Here is a 22574-nt window from a genome sequence, read left to right as displayed (position 1 = left end):
CGCCCGTGCCTGTTGCCAGCAGCGGCGGTGTGCGCCGCCGCCGTGCCCATTCAGGGCGATTATTTTTTGTCTTTAACTTCTTCAAACTCGGCGTCGACCACATCGTCGTCCGTGCCGCCTTCGCCCGCCGCCTGAGCCTGCTGCTGAGCCACTTCGAGCAGTTTGCCGGAGACCTGAATAAGCGCCTGCATTTTCGCTTCGATGTCGGCTTTATCCTCGCCTTTCAGCGCGGTGTCGAGATTTTTCAGCGCTTCCTCGATAGCGCTCTTGTCGTCCGCCGGCAGTTTGTCGCCCGCGTCTTCCAGCTGCTTGCGGGTGCTGTGCAGCAGATGATCTGCCTGGTTACGGGTCTGCACCAGCTCTTCAAACTTGCGGTCGGATTCGGCATTGGCTTCCGCTTCCTGCACCATTTTCTGGATTTCCTCTTCGTTCAGACCCGAGGAAGCTTTGATGGTGATCTTCTGTTCGCGGCCGCTGTTCTTGTCCTTGGCGGAGACATGCAGGATCCCGTCGGCGTCGATATCGAACGTCACTTCAATCTGCGGCGTGCCGCGCATGGCCGCCGCAATGCCGTCCAGGTTGAACTGGCCCAGGGATTTGTTATCGCCGGTGCGCTTACGTTCGCCCTGTAGAACATGGATGGTCACGGCGGACTGATTGTCTTCCGCGGTGGAGAACACCTGGCTGTGCTTGGTCGGGATGGTGGTGTTCTTGGCAATCAGCGGCGTCATCACGCCACCCATGGTTTCGATACCCAGCGACAGCGGGGTCACGTCCAGCAGCAGCACGTCTTTCACGTCGCCGGCCAGTACACCGCCTTGAACCGCAGCGCCGATGGCGACCGCTTCATCCGGGTTAACGTCTTTACGCGGCTCTTTGCCGAAGAAGTCGGTCACTTTCTTCTGCACCAGCGGCATACGGGTCTGCCCACCCACCAGGATAACGTCTTTGATGTCCGAAACCGACAGGCCCGCATCCTTCAGCGCCACTTTCAGCGGCTCAAGCGTGCGATTGACCAGCTCTTCCACCAGCGACTCCAGCTTGGCGCGGGTCATTTTCAGGTTCATGTGCTTCGGACCGGAACCATCGGCCGTGATGTACGGCAGGTTGACGTCGGTCTGCTGCGCGGAAGACAGTTCGATCTTGGCTTTTTCGGCGGCTTCTTTCAGGCGCTGCATCGCCAGCGGATCGTTGCGCAGATCGATACCCTGATCTTTCTTGAATTCATCCACCAGATAGTTGATCAAGCGGCTGTCAAAGTCTTCACCACCCAAATGGGTGTCGCCGTTGGTCGCCAGGACTTCAAAGGTTTTTTCGCCGTCGACATCGTCGATTTCGATAATCGAAATATCGAACGTCCCGCCGCCCAGGTCATACACCGCGATGGTGCGGTTGCCGGTTTCTTTGTCGAGGCCATAGGCCAGTGCGGCTGCGGTCGGTTCGTTGATGATACGCTTAACATCCAGACCGGCGATACGGCCGGCGTCTTTGGTCGCCTGGCGCTGCGTATCGTTAAAATAAGCCGGCACGGTAATAACCGCTTCGGTGACCGGTTCGCCCAGATAATCTTCCGCGGTCTTTTTCATCTTCTTCAGGATTTCAGCGGAAATCTGCGGCGGCGCCATTTTCTGGCCTTTGACTTCCAGCCAGGCGTCGCCATTGTCAGCCGCGATGATTTTGTACGGCATGATGCTAACATCGCGCTGCACTTCTTCATCCTTGAAACGACGGCCGATCAGACGCTTGATGGCGAACAATGTATTTTGCGGGTTAGTGACGGATTGACGTTTAGCCGGTTGGCCAACCAGAATTTCACCATCCTGCGTATAGGCAATGATGGAAGGAGTCGTACGATCGCCTTCGCTGTTTTCAAGTACGCGAGGTTTGCTGCCTTCGATAATTGCGATGCAGGAGTTGGTCGTACCCAAGTCGATACCAATGATTTTTCCCATCTAAACATCTCCACTAAAAGTTCAATTTCGTTGTGGTCGTAAACCTGATATGCGGCCGAAAATAAACTTTTCAAGTTTTCGCCGCCCGATTATTTCCCAGGTTCAACAACGTTGGATGCAAATAAGATGGGGTCACACCACCCTGCATCAAGGGGTAACGGCAAAAAAAATCCCGCGATAGCGCCTCGCGCGCCGGACGTTTTGCCCTATGACGCGCGCGATCCTCCCTAATTTATTGAATAATTTAGAGTAAATTAATTAGGCTATTTTCCATTGCAGCGGCGGCGTGACGCCCGTTCGGGGCGCGCACATACCGCGTGCATAGCGCCGGCGTTACCTCGCCTGGTTGACACGGCTCTTTAAGCTTGCCATATCCCCCGACGACCGAGGATTTTTGCCCGCCGCCGCCGGTAAGCGGTTGCCACCCGCTGGCTTAAGCCTTGCGCGGTCAACTGGCAATTCGACCCGCCTACAGCGCCGCCTTGGCCCCATCGCTGCTGGGCAGCATACGCTTCGCGTTCCCCGGCAGCGCGAACCCCAACGCAATCCCCATCAACGCCAGCGCCAGCACGTACCAGGACGGCGCCATTGGTGTGACGCTCATCAGCAAGGTCACCACCATCGGCGTCAAGTCGCCGAAAATGGCGTAAGTAATATTATAGGAAAAGGAAATGCCGCTAAACCGCATCGGCGCCGGAAAGGCGTGGACCATCACAAAGGGCACGCCGCCCATGATGCCGACAAAGAAGCCGGCGCTACCATAGGTCAGAAACAGCTGCGCCGGTTGGGTGACGTCGCTGTGGTAAAAGATCCAGCTGGCGATAGCCAACAGGGCGAAACCGGCAATGAAGGTTTTACGCGCCCCGAAACGGTCAATCACCACACCGGCGACGATGCAGCCGAACGCCAGGGCGATAATCGCCACGCAATTGGCCTCCAGCGCGACGGGCGCGCTAATGCCGCGCTGCTGCTGTAGCCACAGCGGCGCCATCAGGATAACCACCACAATGCCGGCGGAAAGCAGCCAGGTCAGCAACATGGATATCGCCACCGCTTTTTTATGACTCATCACTACCGATTTGAGCGGTAGCTCGCGGGCCAGCGCTTTGCGCGCCTGTAGCTCGATAAAGATTGGCGTTTCCCGCAGCCAGCGGCGCAAATACATAGCGCACAAACCAAAGACGCCGCCGATAAAAAAAGGGATGCGCCAACCGCCGGCGGCGATAGCGCTGGCGGGGAGTAATTGGTTGATAAGAGTGGCCACAAACGAGCCGAGCAGAATGCCGACGGTCAACCCGGCGGTTAGGGCGCCGCAGGCGAAGCCGATGCGCCGGGAGGGCACATGCTCGGCAACAAAGACCCAGGCGCCGGGAACCTCGCCGCCAATGGCCGCGCCCTGCAAGATCCGCAGCAACAGCAGCAATAGCGGCGCCGCGATGCCGAGCGCCGCATAGGTCAGCAATAGCCCGATCGCCAGCGTCGGCAGCGCCATCAATAAGATAGACAGGGTAAACATTTTCTTGCGCCCCACCCTATCGCCAAAATGGGCCATGACAATGCCCCCCAGCGGGCGCGCCAGATAACCCGCGGCAAAAATGCCGTAGGTTTGCATTTGGCGCAGCCACTCCGGCATGTCAGCCGGGAAAAACAACTGCCCCATGACCCCGGCGAAAAACACAAAAATAATAAAATCGTAAAACTCTAACGCTCCACCTAATGCCGCAAGCGTGAGCGTCTTACAATCCTGCCGGTCCAGCCGGCGGTGATGTTCGTCATGCATAATCATCTGCGCTTGACAAGGTAAATGGCAACAATATACCACGGCTTGTAAACTTACTGATACGATAAAAATGTTTACCCTTCAGGCAATAACTCATGTACGCCACGCGAGCGGCAGCGATATAGCAGCCATGCGCGATGCAGACGACGGATGATTAAGCCATGTTGGCGGCGCGAGCGGCGGACCTTTCACCACGCCGCTTACTCTTCCGCGGCCCGACGGGCGCTTTTGGGTCGAAACGCCGTGACCACCGACGGCTCAGTTTCCAGATAAGGGCCGTCCAGCAGTTGAATGCAGTAAGGCACGCTGGCGAAAATGCCCTGGACTTCAATGTCGCCGCGGTCGTTCTTCACGCTTTCCAGCGTTTCCTGAATCGATTTCGGCTGTCCCGGCAGATTGAGGATCAGCGACTGCTTACGAATCACGGCGGTCTGGCGCGACAATATGGCCGTGGGAACAAAGTGCAGACTGATTTGCCGCATTTGTTCACCGAAGCCCGGCATTTCATGATCGGCCACCGCAAGCGTTGCGTCAGGGGTGACATCGCGCCGCGCCGGCCCGGTGCGCCGCCGGTGGTCAGCACCAAATGGCAACCGCTTTCATCCACCAGTTCGCGTAGCGTTTTCTCGATCAGGGGCTGCTCGTCCGGCACCAACCGGGTCTCAAGGGTGAACGGGCTGGTCAGGGCGCGGTTCAGCCAGGCTTGGAGCGCCGGCAGCCCCTGATCGACATAGACACCGCGTGCGGCGCGGTCTGAAATGGATACCAGGCCGATGCGACATGTTTGCATAATGATGCTCTCCTTAACCACGATCTCGGGCGCCAACCGACGGCGCCATGAAAAACGGCCCGCGCAGGGCCGTAAACGTTCTCTCTCGCCCTCGCCGGCGGGAAAGCCGGCGGCCTGCGTTAGAGCAGTTCGTCCAGCATTTTTTCCAGATTTTCCTGGTCGACGGCAAAGTTACGGATGCCTTGCGCCAGTTTATCCACCGCCATCGGATCCTGATGATACTGTCAAAGAAATGCTGCTTCCGTTAACTTTCCCGGACGCGCTTTAACCGTTCCTGTATAAGAAAGTTTACGCTCAAACTCCCCTTCGCTGTCCGCCAGCTCTTTAAGCAACGCAGGCTCGATGGTCAGCTGGTCGCAGCCGGCCAGCGCCAGGATTTCGCCGCTATTGCGAAAACTGGCGCCCATCACAACGGTGTCATGACCGTGTTCTTTATAATAGCGATAGATGGCGGTAACCGATACCACGCCAGGATCCTCATCAGGCGTGAAGGTCTGGCGTTCACCGCTGGCCTTATGCCAGTCGAGAATTCGGCCGACGAACGGCGAAATGAGATACACGCCCGCTTCGGCGCACGCACGCGCCTAGGCAAATGAAAACAGCAGCGTCAAATTACAATTGATCCCCGCCTTTTCCAGCTGTTCGGCGGCGCGAATGCCCTGCCAGGTCGAGGCCAGCTTGATCAAAATGCGTTCGTTGCCGATACCGGCATCGTCGTAAAATTTCACCAGGCTCTTGGCCTTGGCGACGCTGGCCTCGGTGTCGTAGGAGAGCCGCGCGTCCACTTCGATGGAGATGCGGCCGGGCACCCACTTCAGTATTTCCCTACCGATGTTGACCGCCAGCCTATCGGCGGCGTAATTCACCTGTGCGGCCCGATCGTTGCTCTGGCCGCGCGCCCAGGAGATGGCGTCGTCGATATAGCCGCGGTATTCCGGGATTTGGGCGGCGTTAAGAATAAGCGACGGGTTGGTGGTCGCATCCTGAGGCTGATAGCGCTTGATGGCGGTAATATCGCCGGTATCGGCCACTACGGTGGTCATTTTACGCAGGGAACTGAGTTTGTCTGCCATAATCATGGTCTCATGTTGTCGCGTGTATCACGGAGCGGGCAGTGCGGCGCGAGAATGATAGCACGGGCGGCGGCGGCGGAAAGCGGCCGGACGCGGGCTTTTACCTGTCGCACCTATCGATGAAATCATGCGTAAAATGGGTAAAATAAGCGCCCAGACCCTACAACACCCAGCCGGGACGCTGGAGCGGGAGAAAAGGAACGATGGCTGATCTATTGAATTTTATCAATAACCTATTATGGGATTCACTATTAATTTATCTGTTGTTGGGTACCGGCATTTGGTTCACGCTGCGCACCGGTTTCATCCAGATACGCCATTTCTGCCACACCTTCACGATCCTCAAAGACTCAGGGACGCGCGGCGACGGCGGCATTTCGCCGTTCCAAGCCTTATGCACCTCTCTTGCCACCCGTATCGGTTGCGGTAATTTAATGGGGGTCGCCATCGCATTGATCCTGGGCGGGACGGGCGCCATCTTCTGGATGTGGCTGGCGGCACTGATTGGCATGGCGACCGCCTTTGCGGAAAGCACCCTGGCACAGTTGTACAAAATACGCGACACCTGCGGCGGGCCGGCCTGGTATATGGCCAACGGGCTCGGCCTACGCTGGATGGGTACGCTATTCACCCTCTTTTTGCTGGCGGGCTATGGCGGTTTTTTCAGCGCCGTGCAGGCCAACCCGATTACGCTATCGGCACAGCAGTTATCCGGTATGGACCGCTGGCCGATTACCCTGGCGCTGCTTATCTTGTGCGCGGCGGCGATTTTCGGCGGCCTGCGCGCCATCGCCCGCTTGACCCAGTGGTTAGTACCGGCCATGGGCCTGCCGGCGGCCGCCTCGGGTCTAGTGGGTTATGGCTTGGCGCAAGCGATTTTCCAAGGCGTACAGCGCGGTCTGTTCTCTAACGAAGCGGGCACCGGCTCGGCGCCGAATATCGCCGCCGCCGCCGCGCCCTGGCCGCCGCACCCCGCCTCACAGGGCTATATCCATATGCTGGCGGTATTTATCGACACGCTGGTGATATGCAGCGCCACGGCGGCGATTATTCTTACTTCCGGCACGCTCGAGCACGCCCATGCCGATATCCACGGCATCGCGCTGATTTATCAATCGCTGGCCACGGTGACCGGGCACTGGAGCATGCCGCTACTGATGGCGCTGGTGTTTGTGTTCTCTTTCGCCGCCATTATTGGCAATTACACCTATGCGGAAAGCAGCCTGCGCTTTTTCGTGCCGCAGCCGGTGAAACTGAAATGGCTGCTGCGTCTGCTGACGCTAACCATGGTGCTATTTGGCTGCGTGGCGGAGGTCTCGGTGGTATGGCGGCTGGCGGATCTGGCTATGGGCCTGATGACGATAACCAACCTTATCGCCCTTTTGTTACTGTCGCCGGTCGTATTGATGCTGGCGAATGATTACAATAGCCAGCGCGCTATCGGTAAGCTGCCAACGTTTTATGCGGCGAATTTTCCCGCTATCGCGCCGCAGCTGGCGCCGGGTCTATGGGTTCGGCCGGCGACGCCGCGCGATAAAAACAGCCGGGCAGCCGCCCCGCTCTCCCGCGATGGCTAGTACGCGCCGCCGCGGCATGACCGGCGCCCGTATTTTTTCGCTATAACAGGAACCTGCAATGCTAATGGTTATTTCTCCGGCGAAAACGCTGGATTATCAGAGTCCGCTGGCGATCCGTCGCTACACGCAGCCGGAATTACTGCCCCAATCGACGGCGCTTATCGACGTGTGCCGGCAGCTGACGCCGTCGTGTCTCGGCACCTTGATGGGTATCAGCGATAAACTGGCCGATCTGAACGCCGCCCGCTTCCAGGCCTGGCAAACGCCGTTTACCCCCGACAATGCGCGCCAGGCGATACTGGCCTTTAAAGGGGATGTTTATACCGGTCTGGCGGCGGAAACCTTTAGCGAGGCGCAATTCGATTTTGCCCAGCGGCACCTGCGGATGCTGTCAGGGCTGTACGGCATATTGCGTCCGCTGGATTTGATGCAGCCCTACCGGCTGGAGATGGGGATCCGTCTGGCCAACCCGGCCGGTGCCGATCTGTATCGCTATTGGGGCGCCGCGCTGACCGATAAATTGAACCAGGCGCTGGCGGAACAGGGCGATCCGATCCTGATCAATCTGGCGTCGGACGAGTATTTCCGCGCGGTGCAACCGGACCGCATCAACGGCCGGGTTATCAAACCGGTGTTCCTGGATGAGAAAAACGGCCAGTACAAGGTAATCAGTTTTCACGCCAAAAAAGCCCGTGGCATGATGTGCCGCTTCGTGATTACCGAAGCGCTGACGCAGCCCCGGTCCTTACAAGCGTTCAATGCCGGCGGTTATCGGTTTGACGCCGCGGCGTCGAGCGAGAATGAGTGGGTGTTCAAACGACCGCAGCAGGCCGGTTAGCGCTACGGAAATAGCAACCACCGGCGCTTCGCGCTGGCCGACGGCGCTACGATCCCGGATCGTCGGCGCCAAACTGCCGGCGGCGAGCCGCTGACGGGACGCTAACGCGGCAGTTCCAGCATGAAATGACGCAGGTCGCTGAACGACGCCGGCATGCGCGCCGACAGCAGCGGTAACGTCGCGCGTACCGCCAGCGCCGGCGGCAGCGGCAGCGGCAGCGGCAGATTCTGCCCAAGGATGGATTCTACCGATTCCTTGAACTTGGCCGGATGGGCGGTGCCGAGGAACAAACCGAACTCCCCGGGCTGCAGGCCGTCGCGCAGCAGACGGTAGGCGATAGCGGCATGCGGCTCGGAAATATAGCCCAGCCCCGCCAGCTCGCGCATCGTTTCGGCGGTGGTCTTATCGTCGACGCAGCCGTAGCCGAGCGTCGTCAGCTGCCAGTTTTTGCGCCGGAACAACTCCTCCACCCGCGGCCAGTTATTGGGCTGACTAACATCCATCGCGTTTGACAGCGTGGCCACGGTGGGATTGGGTAGCCATTTCCCGCCGCTCAGAAACCGCGGTACGGTATCATTGGCGTTAGTGGCGGCGATGAAACGCTTCACCGGTAGCCCCAAGGTTTTGGCCAGCAGGCCGGCGGTAAGATCGCCGAAATTGCCGCTCGGCACCGAAATCACCAATTGATTGCGCGCCTGCTGCGGCAGTTGCGCCACCGCTTCAAAATAGTAACAAATCTGCGCCAGCAGCCGGCTGATATTGATGGAGTTGGCGGAGTTCAGCCCCAGCGTCTGTTTCAGCTCTTCATCGTCGAACGCCTGCTTCACCAGCGCCTGGCAGGCATCGAAATCCCCCTCTACCGCCACGGTATGAATATTGCCGCCCAGCGTGCAAAAGAGCTTTTTCTGCAACGGGCTGATTTTGCCTTCGGGGTAGAGGATCACAACCCGCACATTCTTAAGTCCGTAGAACGCGTGGGCCACTGCGGCACCGGTATCGCCGGAGGTCGCGGTAAGGATGGTCACCGGCTGGCCCTGGCCGACTTCGGTGAACATCTGCGCCATAAAGCGGCCGCCGAAATCCTTGAACGCCAGCGTCGGGCCGTGAAACAGTTCCAGCGCGGCGATATCCTCGGCGACCGGCACCACCGGCGCCGGGAATTCAAACGCCGCCGCCACCCGCGCCAATACGCGTTCCGGCGGCAGTTCATCCCCGATATAGACCGATAAAATACGTGCGCTGCGGCTAACGAAATCCATTTCCAGCAACTCGTCTATCTCGGTCAGGGCGAATTCGGGCAGTTCCATGGGAAAAAACAGCCCCTGCTGACGGCCAAGGCCCTGCTTGATCGCTTTGGCGAAGCTGACCTGCTCGTTGTGTTCCTTAATATTGTAGAGTTTCATTATTTAATCCATCATTATACGGGCGCCGGAGGTATCCAGGTGGCAAATATGAACAAAACCTTCGTCGTTTTGCAGGTAGTGCTGCGTCAGCCAGTCGGCGACGCGCGCCGCGGTATCCTGGCGATCGCAGATGGCAAAGAGCGTCGGCCCCGAGCCCGAGATACCGCAGGCCAGCGCGCCAATATCGCCCACCGCCTGACGCGCGTCGGCGAAGCCCGGCAGCAGCCGGGTGCGATAGGGCTCGGCAATGACATCTTTCATCAGTTTAGCCGCAAGCGCCGGTTGCCGGGTATGGCAGGCATGCACAAAGCCCGCCAGATAACGGCCATGGCTGATACAGTCCTGGCGGCGATACTGCGCCGGCAGAATCGCCCGCGCCTCGGCGGTACTCACTTTGATGCCCGGGTAGGCCATCACCCATAGCCAATCGTCGAACCCCGGTACCGGCTGGCTGATGATGCCGCTCTCCTCCAGCATCAGTTGCATGCCGCCGAGAAAACAGGGGGCCACATTATCGAAATGCACCCCGCCGGAAATGCGCCCTTCCATTTCCCCCATTAACATTAGCATTTGGTCATCGTTTAACGGTCGGCCGCAATGGGCATTCATCGCCACCAGCGCCGCGACCACCGAACAGGCGCTGGATCCCAGGCCGGAGCCGATGGGCATATTCTTTTCCAGCCGCATGGCGACCGGTACCGTTTTACCCACCGCCTCGCAGAATCGCTGCCAGCATTGGTAAACGATGTTTTGCTCTGGCTCCGCCGGCAATTTGTCGACGAAACGCCCGGCGCAGTGCAGACTGAAGATCGCGGCGCCCGTCACGCTGACGCAATCGCCCAGCAACGTCCCGTCCACCGCCGACACCGCCGCGCCCAGCACATCGAATCCCACGCTGACGTTGCCGATTGAGGCCGGCGCATACACTTTAACCATGTTAAACTCCCAACTTCCATGACAGCGTGCGTAAAAGATCGACGAAAACGCCGGCGGCGGTGACATCATTGCCGGCGCCATAGCCACGCAGCACCAGCGGTAACGGCTGATAATAGCGGGTTGAGAACGCCAGCGCGTTTTCCCCGTCTTTTACTTTGAACAACGGGTCGTTGGCGCCCACCGCGTCGATTTTGACTTTACAGCGTCCTTCGTCAATGCTGCCCACATAGCGCAGCACCTGACCTTCGGCGTGCGCCTTCGCCACTCTGGCGGCGAATTCATCATCCAGGGCCGGCAGACGCGCCAGGAACGTCTCCACGTCGTCGCCGGCGTCAAAGCTCGCCGGGAGCACCGGCTCGACATCAATATCCGCCAATTCCAGCGTATACCCCGCCTCGCGCGCCAAAATCAGCAGTTTGCGCGCCACATCCATACCGGACAGATCATCGCGCGGATCGGGTTCGGTGTAGCCGTTGCCGCGCGCCAAAAGCGTTGCCGCCGACAGCGACATACCGTCATCCAGTTTGCCGAAAATAAACGACAGCGAGCCGGAAAGAATACCGGAAAACCGGGTCAACTCGTCACCGGCATTCAATAAGTTCTGTAAATTCTCGATAACCGGCAAACCGGCGCCGACGTTGGTATCATAAAGAAATTTACGGCGCGAGGTCGCGGCTGCGGCGCGCATTTGATGGTAATAATCCATTGAGGCGGTATTGGCTTTTTTATTTGGCGTCACCACGTGGAAGCCATCCGCCAGGAAATCCGCATACTGGTTGGCCACCGCCTCGCTACTAGTGCAATCGACGATGACCGGGTTAAGCAAGTGATACTCTTTCACCAGCCGAATCAGCCGCCCCAGGTTGAACGGCTCGCGCGCCTCCGCCAACGCCCCCTGCCAGTTAGCCAAGTCGATGCCGTGCACATTGGTCAGCAGAGCGCGCGAGTTGGCTATTCCGCATACCCGCAAGTCGATATGCTTATCCTTTAGCCACGCGTGCTGACGGCGGATCTGCTCGATCAGCGCGCCGCCGACGCCGATGACGAAGACTTCAATAACCTGATCGGTATTGAACAGCATCTGATGCGCGACCCGTACGCCGGTGGTGGTGCTGTCATTGTCCACCACCACCGAGATGGAACGCTCGGAGGATCCCTGGGCGATAGCGATGATGTTGATGTTGGCGCGCGCCAGCGCCGCAAAAAGTTTGGCGGACAGACCGCGCTGGGTTCGCATTCCGTCGCCGACCACCGAAATAATCGCCAGGCGGGAAATCACATCCAGCGGCTCCAGCAGGCCGTCTTTCAGCTCCAGGTAGAATTCCTCCTCCAGCGCCCGGCGGGCACCCGCCAACTCATGCTGCGGCACGCAAAAACTGATGCTGTATTCCGACGAGGATTGCGTAATCAGCACCACGGAGCTGCCGGCGCGCGACATGGCCGCGAAAATCCGCGCCGCCATGCCGATCATGCCTTTCATTCCCGGGCCAGAAACGTTGATCATCGCCATATTATTCAGATGGGTAATACCTTTGACCGGGTTACCTTCCTCGCCGCTGGTGGGCCCGATTAACGTGCCGGGAGCCTGAGGATTGGTGGTGTTTTTGATAAGACAGGGAATTTGGAACTGCGCGATGGGGACGATGGTACGGGGATGAAGAACCTTGGCGCCGAAGTAGGAAAGTTCCATCGCCTCCTGATAGGAAAGCTGACTGAGTAAACGCGCATCCGGCACCCGATTCGGATCGCAGGTATAAACGCCGTCCACGTCCGTCCAGATTTCGCAGCAATCGGCGCGCAGACAGGCCGCCAGAACCGCCGCCGAGTAATCGGATCCATTGCGGCCCAGCACCACCAGTTCACCGCGCTCGTTACCGGCGGTAAAGCCCGCCATCAGGATGATGTGATCGGCGGGGATGGCGGCATCGTTGATGAGCCGGGTGGACTCGGCGATATCCACCGTCGATTCCAGATAGCCCCCCTGCGCCAGCAGCTTCTCCACCGGGTCGATGACCGTCACGTTGAAACCGCGGGCGCGTAATAGCGCTTCCATTAGCGCGATGGAAAGTTTTTCGCCGCGGCTGATGATCGCGGCGTTAACGCTATCAGGGCAGTATTTCAGCAGTGAAATGCCGTGCAATAACTGTTTGAGCTGTGCGAACTCTTGCTCCACCTGGCTACGCAGCGCCGGATGATCAAACTCCGGCTGGGCTGCAGCCAACCCGTCCAACAGTCGGGTAAAGATCTGTTCGGCGTCAAGGATATTCGGCTGGATATCAATGCCGTTGAGCGTACGGTCTATCATCATGACCAAGTGGTTGGTGATTTTGGCCGGCGCGGATAATACCGCCGCCACCTGTCCCTGGCGGCTATTACTCTCAAGGATATCGGCGACGCGGATAAAACGCTCCGCGTTGGCGACGGAGGTACCGCCGAATTTCAGTACTCGCATTTCTGTTTCATCTCCTGAATTAAGCTTAAAAAAAACCCGCACTGTCAAGGTGAGGGCTTTTTTCTGGATTCCTGTATGCGTCAGCCCGCGCCGCTACCCGTGGTGGTATCGGTGGTGGTAATAATAATGGTGCCGTGGCTGAAGCGGGTACGCATGATGGTTGGCATTATCACTGTTTTTTTACTAATACTCTATTGGTTAAAGCAATCAGACGCTAAAGTCAATGAATATCTGCTTTTACGGCCCGCTGCATGACCCGAGTCGCACCGGTCAATATCGCGCGCCTGCGCCGCAGGCACGCCGGAACGCATCATCATTATCGATAATGCAGTCTAATATGCTAACCATTACCGCGATCACGGCAGAAATCACCGCGCGCCGTGGGACGTGGGACGTCAATCCAACTGGGCGCCTTGGCGGGCATCCAAGAATCAACAGGGTACACCATCAGGTTCCGTGCTAGGACGAATTTACATAGTCACTTAAGTTATTAGGCGGAAGCTATTGTCATTTGTGGAAAATGGCGGCAGGAAAATAGACGCTTTCTCGCCACTCTTGCGGTAATTATAATGCTAATCGATAAGCAAAAGTAATCCATTCGCGCCAGGCCAAGCGCCGGGCTGCGTCCCCCCAGCGCCCTTATGCCGCGACCGGCGGCTGTTCTGTTAGGTTAATTTCACCCGAACGCCCTGCCGGGTTAAACAATATAAGATAATGGTACATAAAGAGACGTGAAAGTTATCTAACGAGCTGAGCTGTTAATCTTGTCTACAGAAATGGCACAGGTGTTAGGGTTTATTTTGATATACGTCAGCAAAATGATATTCTCTTGAGTGGTAAATTCGGTTGACGCTGTTATATTGTTGTTAATAAGGGCTAAGCTATGCAGCATTTAAACCTGAGAAATCAGGCCCTGAATACAGGTAAGCGTCGCCGGTAACAGAGCGTTAATCACGATAGGGCACGATTAAAGTGCTTAGGCCTGAAGCCTTGGGGGATGCGTCTCATTCCTCCGCTACCGTTAAGGACGACAGCGGCTTGAGTACCTCCTCTTTCAATTATGTTGGTAATTTTAGGTAGCAAACATGCAGACCCCGCACATTCTTATCGTTGAAGACGAGTCAGTCACCCGTAATACCCTCAAAAGCATTTTTGAAGCCGAGGGCTATATGGTCCATGAAGCTACCGACGGCGCAGAGATGCATCGCGCCCTGTCGGAACATGATATTAATTTGGTTATCATGGATATCAACCTGCCGGGTAAAAATGGTTTATTGCTGGCGCGAGAACTCCGTGAGCATGCCAGCGTCGCTTTGATGTTTCTCACCGGCCGCGATAACGAAGTTGACAGGATCCTCGGGCTGGAAATCGGCGCCGACGACTATATTACCAAGCCCTTCAACCCCCGCGAACTCACTATACGCGCGCGCAATTTGCTGTCCCGCACCATGAATTTGGGCGGCGCGCTTGAGGAGCGCAAATTGGTGGAGAGCTATAAATTCAACGGCTGGGAGCTTGATATCAATAGCCGTTCGCTGCTTAGCCCCCACGGTGAGAGTTATAAGCTGCCGCGCAGCGAATTCCGCGCCATGCTGCATTTTTGCGAGAATCCAGGCAAGATCCAATCCCGCGCCGAACTGTTGAAAAAAATGACCGGCCGCGAGCTCAAGGCCCACGACCGTACCGTGGACGTCACTATCCGCCGCATCCGAAAACATTTTGAATCGTTGCCGGATACGCCGGAAATCATCGCCACCATTCATGGCGAAGGTTATCGTTTCTGCGGCGATTTGGAAGAGTAAGCTTCACCGACAACGGTGCCCTCCCCCGTGGGGCGGGCGGCCGATGATCTTTTCCTCACCCACCGGTAAACGACTTCCCGTCGCCGCCATCGGCTGCCGCCAGATAGCTCCAGCTCGCTCCCGTTCCCCTTGCAACCAAATGCCTTAGCGCGGGCAGTGACCGGCACAGGTGGTGCCGCTGCCGCACGCACGGCGCCGGAAAAGGCAGCTACGAACGCGATTCGCCCCAGGGCATAATCGGCACCACGCTCAGCGCATTTTTGGGCGAACCCTCCACCACCCGATCCGAATAGGAGAGATACACCAGCGCGTTGCGTTTGGGATCATAAAAGCGTACCACCTGTAGGCGTTTGAAAATCAGCGATGTGCGTTTTTGAAACACCACGCTGCCGTGCTCAGGACGGCTTTTGATCTTGTCGCTTAGGGTGATTGGCCCCACTTGCTGGCAGGAGATCGCCGCATCGGAAGTATCTTCCGCCAGGCCGAGGCCGCCTTTGATGCCGCCGGTCTTGGCGCGGCTGAGATAGCAGGTCACATTGGGCACCTCGGGATCGTCAAACGCTTCCACCACGATTTTATGATCGGAGCCGAACAGCTTAAATACGGTGTCGACGGAACCGACCTCCTCGGCCCGGGCCATCCCGAGGCAGAAGGCGTAGCCCATCAGGGCGAGAACGATTTTTTTATTCATAGTTAAGCGTATTTTCCTGTAGCACCCATTGAGGCCGCCGGGGCGAGGGCGCCGGCGGGACTGGTCAATATTAACTGGCAATAATAAGCTTATAAATCTTTGGCGACCTGTTAGCCAAAATATTACTATTATGCGTCGACGCTTTTTTAACGACGCCATCACCGCTTTCTGAGGATTGTTATGGATCAAGCCGGTATCATCCGTGACCTGTTAAGCTGGCTCGATAGCCATCTGGACCAGCCGCTGTCGCTAGATAATGTCGCCGCCAAAGCGGGCTATTCCAAATGGCACCTGCAGCGTATGTTCAAAGAAGTGGCCGGCCACGCCATCGGCGCCTATTATTCGCGCGCGCAGGTTATCCAAGGCGGCGGTGGCCTTGCGGCTGACGAGCCGGCCAATACTGGATATCGTGCTCCAGTACCGTTTTGATTCCCAGCAAACCTTTACCCGCGCTTTCAAGAAACAATTTGCCCAGACGCCGGCACTGTATCGCCGCAAAGAAGAGTGGGATTCCACCGGCATCCGACCGCCGATTCGTCTGGATCAAAGCGCGCTGCCCCAGGCGGAGTTCATCCGGCTACCGGCAATGGAGCTGATCGGCGTCACGCAAAGTTACACCTGCACGTTGGAGCAGCTCAGCAGCTTCCGTACCGAGCTGAGCATCCATTTCTGGCGCCAATATCTCGGCGAGGCCAAATGTCTGCCGCCGACGCTGTACGGCCTGAATCATACCCGACCAAGCTTGGAGAAAGAGGATGAACAGGAGGTGCTTTACACCACCGCTATTGAGCCGCAGCACATGCCGGAAAATGTCCACGGCGGCGAGCCCGTTCATCTGGATGGGGGGGAATACGCCCGCTTTATTTATCAAGGCCCGCCCCACGACCTGCAGGACTTCATTCTGTCGCTGTACGGCACCTGCCTGCCGTCGCAAAGCCTGGTGCGCCGCAAGGGATGCGATATCGAACGATTCTTCCCCCCCCCCCCCGGAGCGCAAACCGGACGCGGAATTGCCGCACACTATCCGCTGCGAATATCTGATTCCAGTGCGCCGTTAACGCTGCAGCTCATCCAGGGCGGGCATATCCAGATGGGAAACATCGCCCGCCGTTTCCACCACCCAGCCAGGCGCCAGCCACGGGCTTTGTTGGTAATCCATGCGGGAGAGGGAGCAGTTACGCAGCCTGAGTCGACGCTCAGCGTAGGCCGGCAGGCCCAAGACGGTGCTTATCAGACAGCCAAGCGCCATGCCGTGGCTGACCAGCAGCGGCGTACTGCCCGCCGGCAACGTCAGGCAGTGGTTAAGGGCGGCATGGAGCCTGTTTAGAAATTTGTGTATTTGCCTGATTTTGATATGTTCAATCCAACATCAAAAACAGGTTAATTTATGGACGAAAAACAGTTGCAGGCTCTGGCTAACGAACTGGCCAAAAATCTCAAAACCCCTGAAGATCTCAGTCACTTCGATCGGCTGCTGAAAAAAATTAGCGTCGATGCAGCTCTCAATGCCGAAATGACCCATCACCTCGGCTACGATAAAAATCAGCCTAAACCGGGGACCAACGCCCGCAACGGCTATTCCACAAAAACCGTTACCACTGGCGATGGCCCGCTGGCGCTGCGTACTCCGCGCGATCGTGACGGTTCCTTTGAACCGCAACTGGTGAAGAAGAACCAGACCCGGATTACCGGGATGGATAACCAGATTTTATCGTTGTACGCCAAAGGGATGACCACCCGCGAGATCGCCGCCGCGTTCAAAGAGCTGTATGACGCCGATGTCTCGCCGGCGCTGGTTTCAAAGGTCACCGATGCGGTCATGGAGCAGGTTGTCGAATGGCAAAACCGGCCTCTGGATGCAGTCTATCCCATTGTTTATCTTGACTGTATCGTTCTAAAAGTCCGGCAGGACAGCCGCATCATCAACAAATCTGTGTTCCTGGCGCTGGGCATCAACATCGAAGGCCAGAAAGAGTTGCTAGGTATGTGGCTGGCCGAAAATGAAGGCGCAAAGTTCTGGCTGAACGTGCTGACAGAGCTGAAAAACCGCGGCCTGAACGATATCCTTATCGCCTGCGTAGACGGGCTGAAAGGTTTCCCTGACACTATTAACGCGGTGTATCCGGAGGCGCGGCTCCAGCTGTGTATCGTGCATATGGTGCGCAACAGCCTGCGGTTCGTCTCCTGGAAGGACTACAAGGCCGTCACCCGCGACCTGAAAGCTATCTATCAGGCCCCTACGGAAGAAGCCGGCTTGCAGGCGCTGGAAGCATTCTCCAGTGCCTGGGACATCCGCTACCCGCAAATAAGTCGAAGCTGGCAGGCAAACTGGGCCAATCTGGCCACGTTCTTTGCCTACCCAACGGACATCCGCAAGGTGATCTACACGACCAACGCCATCGAGTCGTTAAACAGCGTGATCCGGCATGCCATCAAAAAGCGCAAGGTGTTCCCGACCGACGACGCAGTGAAAAAGGTGGTGTGGCTGGCGATACAGGCGGCCTCACAGAAATGGACAATGCCTTTGAGGGACTGGCGCATGGCAATGAGCGAGCCTGTTTAGAAATTTGTGTATTTGCCTGATTTTGATATGTTCAATCCAACATCAAAAACAGGTTAATTTATGGACGAAAAACAGTTGCAGGCTCTGGCTAACGAACTGGCCAAAAATCTCAAAACCCCTGAAGATCTCAGTCACTTCGATCGGCTGCTGAAAAAAATCAGCGTCGAAGCAGCTCTCAATGCCGAAATGACCCATCACCTCGGCTACGATAAAAATCAGCCTAAACCGGGGACCAACGCCCGCAACGGCTATTCCACAAAAACCGTTACCACTGGCGATGGCCCGCTGGCGCTGCGTACTCCGCGCGATCGTGACGGTTCCTTTGAACCGCAACTGGTGAAGAAGAACCAGACCCGGATTACCGGGATGGATAACCAGATTTTATCGTTGTACGCCAAAGGGATGACCACCCGCGAGATCGCCGCCGCGTTCAAAGAGCTGTATGACGCCGATGTCTCGCCGGCGCTGGTCTCAAAGGTCACCGATGCGGTCATGGAGCAGGTTGTCGAATGGCAAAACCGGCCTCTGGATGCAGTCTATCCCATTGTTTATCTTGACTGTATCGTTCTAAAAGTCCGGCAGGACAGCCGCATCATCAACAAATCTGTGTTCCTGGCGCTGGGCATCAACATCGAAGGCCAGAAAGAGTTGCTAGGTATGTGGCTGGCCGAAAATGAAGGCGCAAAGTTCTGGCTGAACGTGCTGACAGAGCTGAAAAACCGCGGCCTGAACGATATCCTTATCGCCTGCGTAGACGGGCTGAAAGGTTTCCCTGACGCTATTAACGCGGTGTATCCGGAGGCGCGGCTCCAGCTGTGTATCGTACATATGGTGCGCAACAGCCTGCGGTTCGTCTCCTGGAAGGACTACAAGGCCGTCACCCGCGACCTGAAAGCTATCTATCAGGCCCCTACGGAAGAAGCCGGCTTGCAGGCGCTGGAAGCGTTCTCCAGTGCCTGGGACATCCGCTACCCGCAAATAAGTCGAAGCTGGCAGGCAAACTGGGCCAATCTGGCCACGTTCTTTGCCTACCCAACGGACATCCGCAAGGTGATCTACACGACCAACGCCATCGAGTCGTTAAACAGCGTGATCCGGCATGCCATCAAAAAGCGCAAGGTGTTCCCGACCGACGACGCAGTGAAAAAGGTGGTGTGGCTGGCGATACAGGCGGCCTCACAGAAATGGACAATGCCTTTGAGGGACTGGCGCATGGCAATGAGCCGCTTTATTATCGAGTTCGGTGACCGCCTGGACGGTCACTTCTGAGAAAAGGCATTTACACAGAATCGTGTACAGGGTCGCTTTATTATCGAGTTCGGTGAACGCCTGGACGGTCACTTCTGAGAAAAGGCATTTACACAGAATCGTGTACAGGGTCTACAGGCTGTTTGCAGATTCCGACGTATCCGATCAGCTGTTCCGGCGACATCCGATCAGTTATTCCGATATTTTCCGATCACCCATTCCAGTGATATTCGTTCACGTGTTCGCTCATCTTCTGACTCGGGTTTAGTCTATTTTTCCTGTGCTGGCTACTCCTTGCTCTTTGCGTAGTGATTCGCCTTTAAGTTCCAGTCTATAGCTGGGGTGTACTAACCGATCGAGTAACGCGTCAGTTGTCGTGGGGTTTTCTATCAGTCCATACCATTTTTTCACCGGCAGTTGACTGATCAGGATGCTGCTGCTTTTGTCGTAGCGATCTTCCATCACCTCCAACAGCATCGTTGCCTGCATCGGACTTATTGATTCTAGGCCCACGTCATCCAAGATCAGTAACTCTATTTTTTCTAACTGATTAGCTGTTTTAGATAGGTCCCGTCTACCTGACACTGGTGAAGATGGGCCAGCAACCGACCCACTCGCCAGTAACGCACGCTATATTGCTGCCGGCATGCCTGCTCACCAAGCGCACAACTGAGCCAGGTTTTGCCCGTATCTGTTGGCCCCGTGATGAGTATGCTTTTCTGATATTTCAGATATTGTCCCCCTAGCAGATCTCGCATCTGTTCCGGTGTCACTCCTCGGCTAGGGATATAGCGGATATCTTCCGGTTTTGCCTGCAAGCGCATTTGCGATTGCCGTCGCAGACGGCATATGTGGTTGTTTTTTCTATGCAAATTTTCCGCTTCTACCATCAGCGACAACCGCTCCTCGAACCCCAGCTCCCCATAACTCCCCGGGAGTTCGCGTTGCGTCTCCAACGCCTGGACCATTGCCGACAACTTCAACTCTCGCAGAGCCATTAACAGTGTATCCATATTTATTCTCCTTAGTGATAACTGTCCGGACCTCGGAGGTTTTCGTGAACCAGCATTGATACGCCGGGTCCGTCCTGGGTGACCTCACTTTCACGACCGTGTTTCAATACGTTGGCTATGAAAGAGCGGTTAATGCACCCTTTCTCCAACGCCAGCGCGCAGGCCTTCTCCAGTCGCGTCGTCTCATAGCGCCGTTGCAGATTGAGTAGCCCCAGCACAGAGCGGTAAGCCTGCTCTGGATGGGCTTTGCTCTTTTGGATGGACTCGACCACTTTCAGTGTGCACACACCCACCGACAGCGCCCAACTGCACAGCCTTTCCGGCGTCCACTGACTCTGCCCCTTATGGTTAGCCGGCATGTGCGCCGCCTGAGTCGTGTGCCTATAGGCGTTATCGCTGCGAGGGTGCGTAGCCACGCAGACGCCCTTATGGTGGATTTGCACCAGCCGTTGGGTGGCGATGACGTCAACGCGCTCGCCAACCAGCGGATGCGGCACCGAGTACCAGTTTTTGCCGTAGTCTATGTGGTAATCAGGTCCCACTCGGGCAACGAGATACTCACTGTATTCCCATTGTGTGGGCGGTAGAGGCCCAAGAGCCGGTTTGTCCAGCTGCTCGAAGCGTTCAAGGCGACTTTGTCCGCCGTAATGACGCATCGGGCGCAAATTCAACTCATGATTGAGTTCTCGTATCACCTGGTTGAGTTCGGCCAGCGAGTAGAACCTACGTTTACGCAACCGGGCCAAAACCCAGCGTTCTACCAGCTGCACAGTTGATTCTGCCTTCGCCTTGTCTTTCGGTTTTCTCGGGCGCGCCGGTAGCACCACTGTCTCATAGTGATTTGCCAGCGCCTGGTAGCTCTGGTTTATGACCGGCTCATAGCGGTCAGGGGTGCTGACAGCGCTGCGCAGATTATCAGGTATCATCAGCTCCGGAACCCCACCCATGAAGTGCAGGCAGCGGCTATTGGCGTTGAGCCACGATGCCATGTCCTGGCCTTCGCAGGCTTCGATATACGCATAGCCTGACACGCCCATGGCAGCGACGAAGATAGCGACCTGGCGTACGCTACCGGTCGCAGGGTTGACGATAGGTACGGTGGGGCCACAGAAGTCGATGAAGAGCTTTTCGCCAGCCTTGTGCTCCATGCGCATGGAACGCCGCTGCTTCTTTTTCCAGTCACGGAACAGTGCACAAAACTGTGAGTAACCGATGGCATCACCGCCCACGGCGGACTGATATTCTATCCAGAGCAGCTGCTTGGTCATACCCTTGCGGCTTAACTCGGTATCGATATCAAGCCAGCTGGGTAAGGTATTGATAACTTTTCCGGATTTGCCGGGATAGAGCAGGCGGTCGAGGTCGACGGGGGACAGTTCCGCCGGCAATGGCCAGACCAGGTTAGCTACCGTGAATCGGCCGAGGATATCGTGCACGGTAGTACAGCCTATGCCGAGCGCTGCTGCGATAGTGCGATTCGAGCGACGTTGCTCGAATTTCATACGTAATACATTAATATAGATGCACATTTCCGTTCTCACTTTCTTCTTTTTACGTGCCATGCCATGCCCCCGGAAGCTAAAAGTCTCCAGAGTATGGCGGAACAGAAGATGAGCGATCGGACAGAATCGGAATCGCTGATCGGGCGACCGGAATCAGTGATCGGATGAAATCAGAATTAGTGATCGGGTGAAATCGGAATCAGTGATCGGATGTGACCGGAACCAGCAACTGTCGAACTGGATTTATGTCGATCTGCGCGGCCGGGATTTGAAATCGGCCGTCGAGGAGATGCAGCGCGCGGTGACGCAACAGGTCAAGCTACCGCAGGGGGTGTCGCTCAGTTGGTCCGGGCAGTTCGAGTATCTTGAGCGCGCCAGCGCCAAGCTGAAAATCGTACTGCCTTTCACGCTGGCGATTATCTTTGTTCTACTGTATATCACCTTCAACCGGGTACGTGATGCGCTGCTTATCATGGGCACACTGCCGTTTGCGTTGATTGGCGGCGTCTGGCTGCTCTATCTGCTGAACTACAATTTGTCGGTGGCGGCCGCGGTGGGCTTTATCGCGCTGACAGGCGTTGCGGCGGAATTCGGCGTGATTATGGTGCTGTATCTTAACCACGCGCTGGTCAAGCACCGCGACGAACAAGGTCAGTTAGACGAACGGGCGTTGCTGGCGGCAATTCGCGAGGGCGCGGTGCTGCACGTGCGGCCGAAAGTCATGACAGTTGCGACCATTATGGCCGGCCTGCTGCCGATCATGTGGGGCGGCGGCTTGGAAGTGATGCAGCGCATTGCCGCACCGATGGTCGGCGGGATGGTCAGCGCACCGCTGTTGTCGATGCTGGTCATTCCGGCGCTGTACAAGCTGCTGCACCGCCGCGGCTGATGGCGTCAACGCACCTGGGTCGATCCGCGGGTTTTTCCACGCCGCCTTGGCCGCGCGGGTCACCT

At 56.9% G+C, this 22574-nt stretch carries 12 protein-coding genes, 6 pseudogenes and 1 other annotated feature; of the genes and pseudogenes, 7 read left to right on the top strand and 11 right to left on the bottom strand.

Features of this window, described 5'->3' with window-relative positions; genetic code table 11:
- Window positions 1-59: 59 nt before the first annotated feature.
- The 4 genes and pseudogenes from dnaK to tal form a co-directional block, all read right to left on the bottom strand.
- Entirely contained in the window at window positions 60-1952 is a 1893-nt protein-coding gene (dnaK, locus tag SOPEG_RS07245) for a molecular chaperone DnaK (RefSeq protein WP_025244843.1), read from the bottom strand.
- 469 nt (window positions 1953-2421) lie between these two features.
- A complete protein-coding gene (locus tag SOPEG_RS07240; protein ID WP_025244842.1) occupies window positions 2422-3732 on the bottom strand; it encodes an MFS transporter in 1311 nt (436 codons plus the stop codon).
- Window positions 3733-3932: 200 nt separating this feature from the next.
- A pseudogene (gene mog / locus SOPEG_RS07235) lies at window positions 3933-4522 on the bottom strand (molybdopterin adenylyltransferase).
- Between the two features lie 119 nt (window positions 4523-4641).
- A pseudogene (gene tal, locus SOPEG_RS07230) lies at window positions 4642-5595 on the bottom strand (transaldolase).
- Window positions 5596-5798: 203 nt separating this feature from the next.
- Here tal and SOPEG_RS07225 point away from each other — a divergent pair.
- Window positions 5799-7172, top strand: a complete 1374-nt coding sequence (locus SOPEG_RS07225) for an alanine/glycine:cation symporter family protein (protein ID WP_025244841.1) — start codon at window positions 5799-5801, stop codon at window positions 7170-7172.
- A 58-nt stretch (window positions 7173-7230) separates the two neighbouring features.
- Complete coding sequence (gene yaaA, locus SOPEG_RS07220) at window positions 7231-8010, top strand: peroxide stress protein YaaA (RefSeq protein ID WP_025244840.1); 780 nt, start codon at window positions 7231-7233, stop codon at window positions 8008-8010.
- Window positions 8011-8111: 101 nt separating this feature from the next.
- Here the strand turns inward: yaaA and thrC are convergent, their stop codons facing one another.
- Genes thrC through thrA form a run of 3 tightly spaced genes read right to left on the bottom strand, consistent with a single transcriptional unit; the run spans window position 8112 to window position 12801 of the window.
- Window positions 8112-9413 carry a threonine synthase gene (gene thrC / locus SOPEG_RS07215; RefSeq protein WP_025244839.1) on the bottom strand — a complete coding sequence of 434 codons (1302 nt, stop codon included), beginning with the start codon at window positions 9411-9413 and terminating at the stop codon, window positions 8112-8114.
- 3 nt (window positions 9414-9416) lie between these two features.
- On the bottom strand, window positions 9417-10349 hold the full coding sequence (thrB, locus tag SOPEG_RS07210) for a homoserine kinase (RefSeq protein WP_025244838.1): 933 nt from the start codon (window positions 10347-10349) through the stop codon (window positions 9417-9419).
- Window position 10350: 1 nt separating this feature from the next.
- Window positions 10351-12801, bottom strand: a complete 2451-nt coding sequence (gene thrA / locus SOPEG_RS07205) for a bifunctional aspartate kinase/homoserine dehydrogenase I (RefSeq protein WP_025244837.1) — start codon at window positions 12799-12801, stop codon at window positions 10351-10353.
- Between the two features lie 25 nt (window positions 12802-12826).
- Window positions 12827-12946, bottom strand: a sequence feature (Thr leader region).
- Between the two features lie 940 nt (window positions 12947-13886).
- On the opposite strand from thrA, the gene arcA reads away from it, so the two are divergent.
- Window positions 13887-14603: a two-component system response regulator ArcA gene (gene arcA, locus SOPEG_RS07200; protein ID WP_025244836.1), complete on the top strand. Its 717-nt coding sequence runs from the start codon at window positions 13887-13889 to the stop codon at window positions 14601-14603.
- 208 nt (window positions 14604-14811) lie between these two features.
- Here the strand turns inward: arcA and creA are convergent, their stop codons facing one another.
- The gene (gene creA / locus SOPEG_RS07195; protein WP_025244835.1) at window positions 14812-15294 is read right to left on the bottom strand and encodes a protein CreA; all 483 of its coding nucleotides are present in this window, start codon (window positions 15292-15294) and stop codon (window positions 14812-14814) included.
- Between the two features lie 180 nt (window positions 15295-15474).
- On the opposite strand from creA, the pseudogene robA reads away from it, so the two are divergent.
- Window positions 15475-16352: pseudogene (gene robA, locus SOPEG_RS07190) on the top strand (MDR efflux pump AcrAB transcriptional activator RobA).
- Here robA and SOPEG_RS07185 read toward each other — a convergent pair.
- Window positions 16349-16615 (bottom strand): annotated as a pseudogene (locus SOPEG_RS07185) (histidine phosphatase family protein); the annotation flags it as partial. The pseudogenes robA and SOPEG_RS07185 overlap by 4 nt on opposite strands.
- A gap of 66 nt (window positions 16616-16681) precedes the next feature.
- Here SOPEG_RS07185 and SOPEG_RS07180 point away from each other — a divergent pair.
- Window positions 16682-17857, top strand: a complete 1176-nt coding sequence (locus tag SOPEG_RS07180) for an IS256-like element ISSoEn2 family transposase (protein WP_025244833.1) — start codon at window positions 16682-16684, stop codon at window positions 17855-17857.
- Window positions 17858-17917: 60 nt separating this feature from the next.
- Window positions 17918-19126 carry an IS256-like element ISSoEn2 family transposase gene (locus SOPEG_RS07175; RefSeq protein ID WP_025244030.1) on the top strand — a complete coding sequence of 403 codons (1209 nt, stop codon included), beginning with the start codon at window positions 17918-17920 and terminating at the stop codon, window positions 19124-19126.
- Window positions 19127-19369: 243 nt separating this feature from the next.
- Here the strand turns inward: SOPEG_RS07175 and istB are convergent.
- Window positions 19370-20073 (bottom strand): annotated as a pseudogene (istB, locus tag SOPEG_RS07170) (IS21-like element ISSoEn3 family helper ATPase IstB).
- Between the two features lie 56 nt (window positions 20074-20129).
- Window positions 20130-21680: an IS21-like element ISSoEn3 family transposase gene (gene istA, locus SOPEG_RS07165; RefSeq protein WP_038468413.1), complete on the bottom strand. Its 1551-nt coding sequence runs from the start codon at window positions 21678-21680 to the stop codon at window positions 20130-20132.
- A gap of 160 nt (window positions 21681-21840) precedes the next feature.
- Here istA and SOPEG_RS07160 point away from each other — a divergent pair.
- A pseudogene (locus tag SOPEG_RS07160) lies at window positions 21841-22509 on the top strand (efflux RND transporter permease subunit); the annotation flags it as partial.
- Window positions 22510-22574: the final 65 nt, after the last annotated feature.

Origin of the sequence: Candidatus Sodalis pierantonius str. SOPE (assembly GCF_000517405.1) — a bacterium.
In the GTDB taxonomy this organism is placed as follows: Bacteria; Pseudomonadota; Gammaproteobacteria; order Enterobacterales; family Enterobacteriaceae; genus Sodalis_C; species Sodalis_C pierantonii.
The sequence above is the reverse complement of the archived record's forward strand: the minus strand, read 5'-3'. Positions and strand labels throughout refer to the sequence as shown.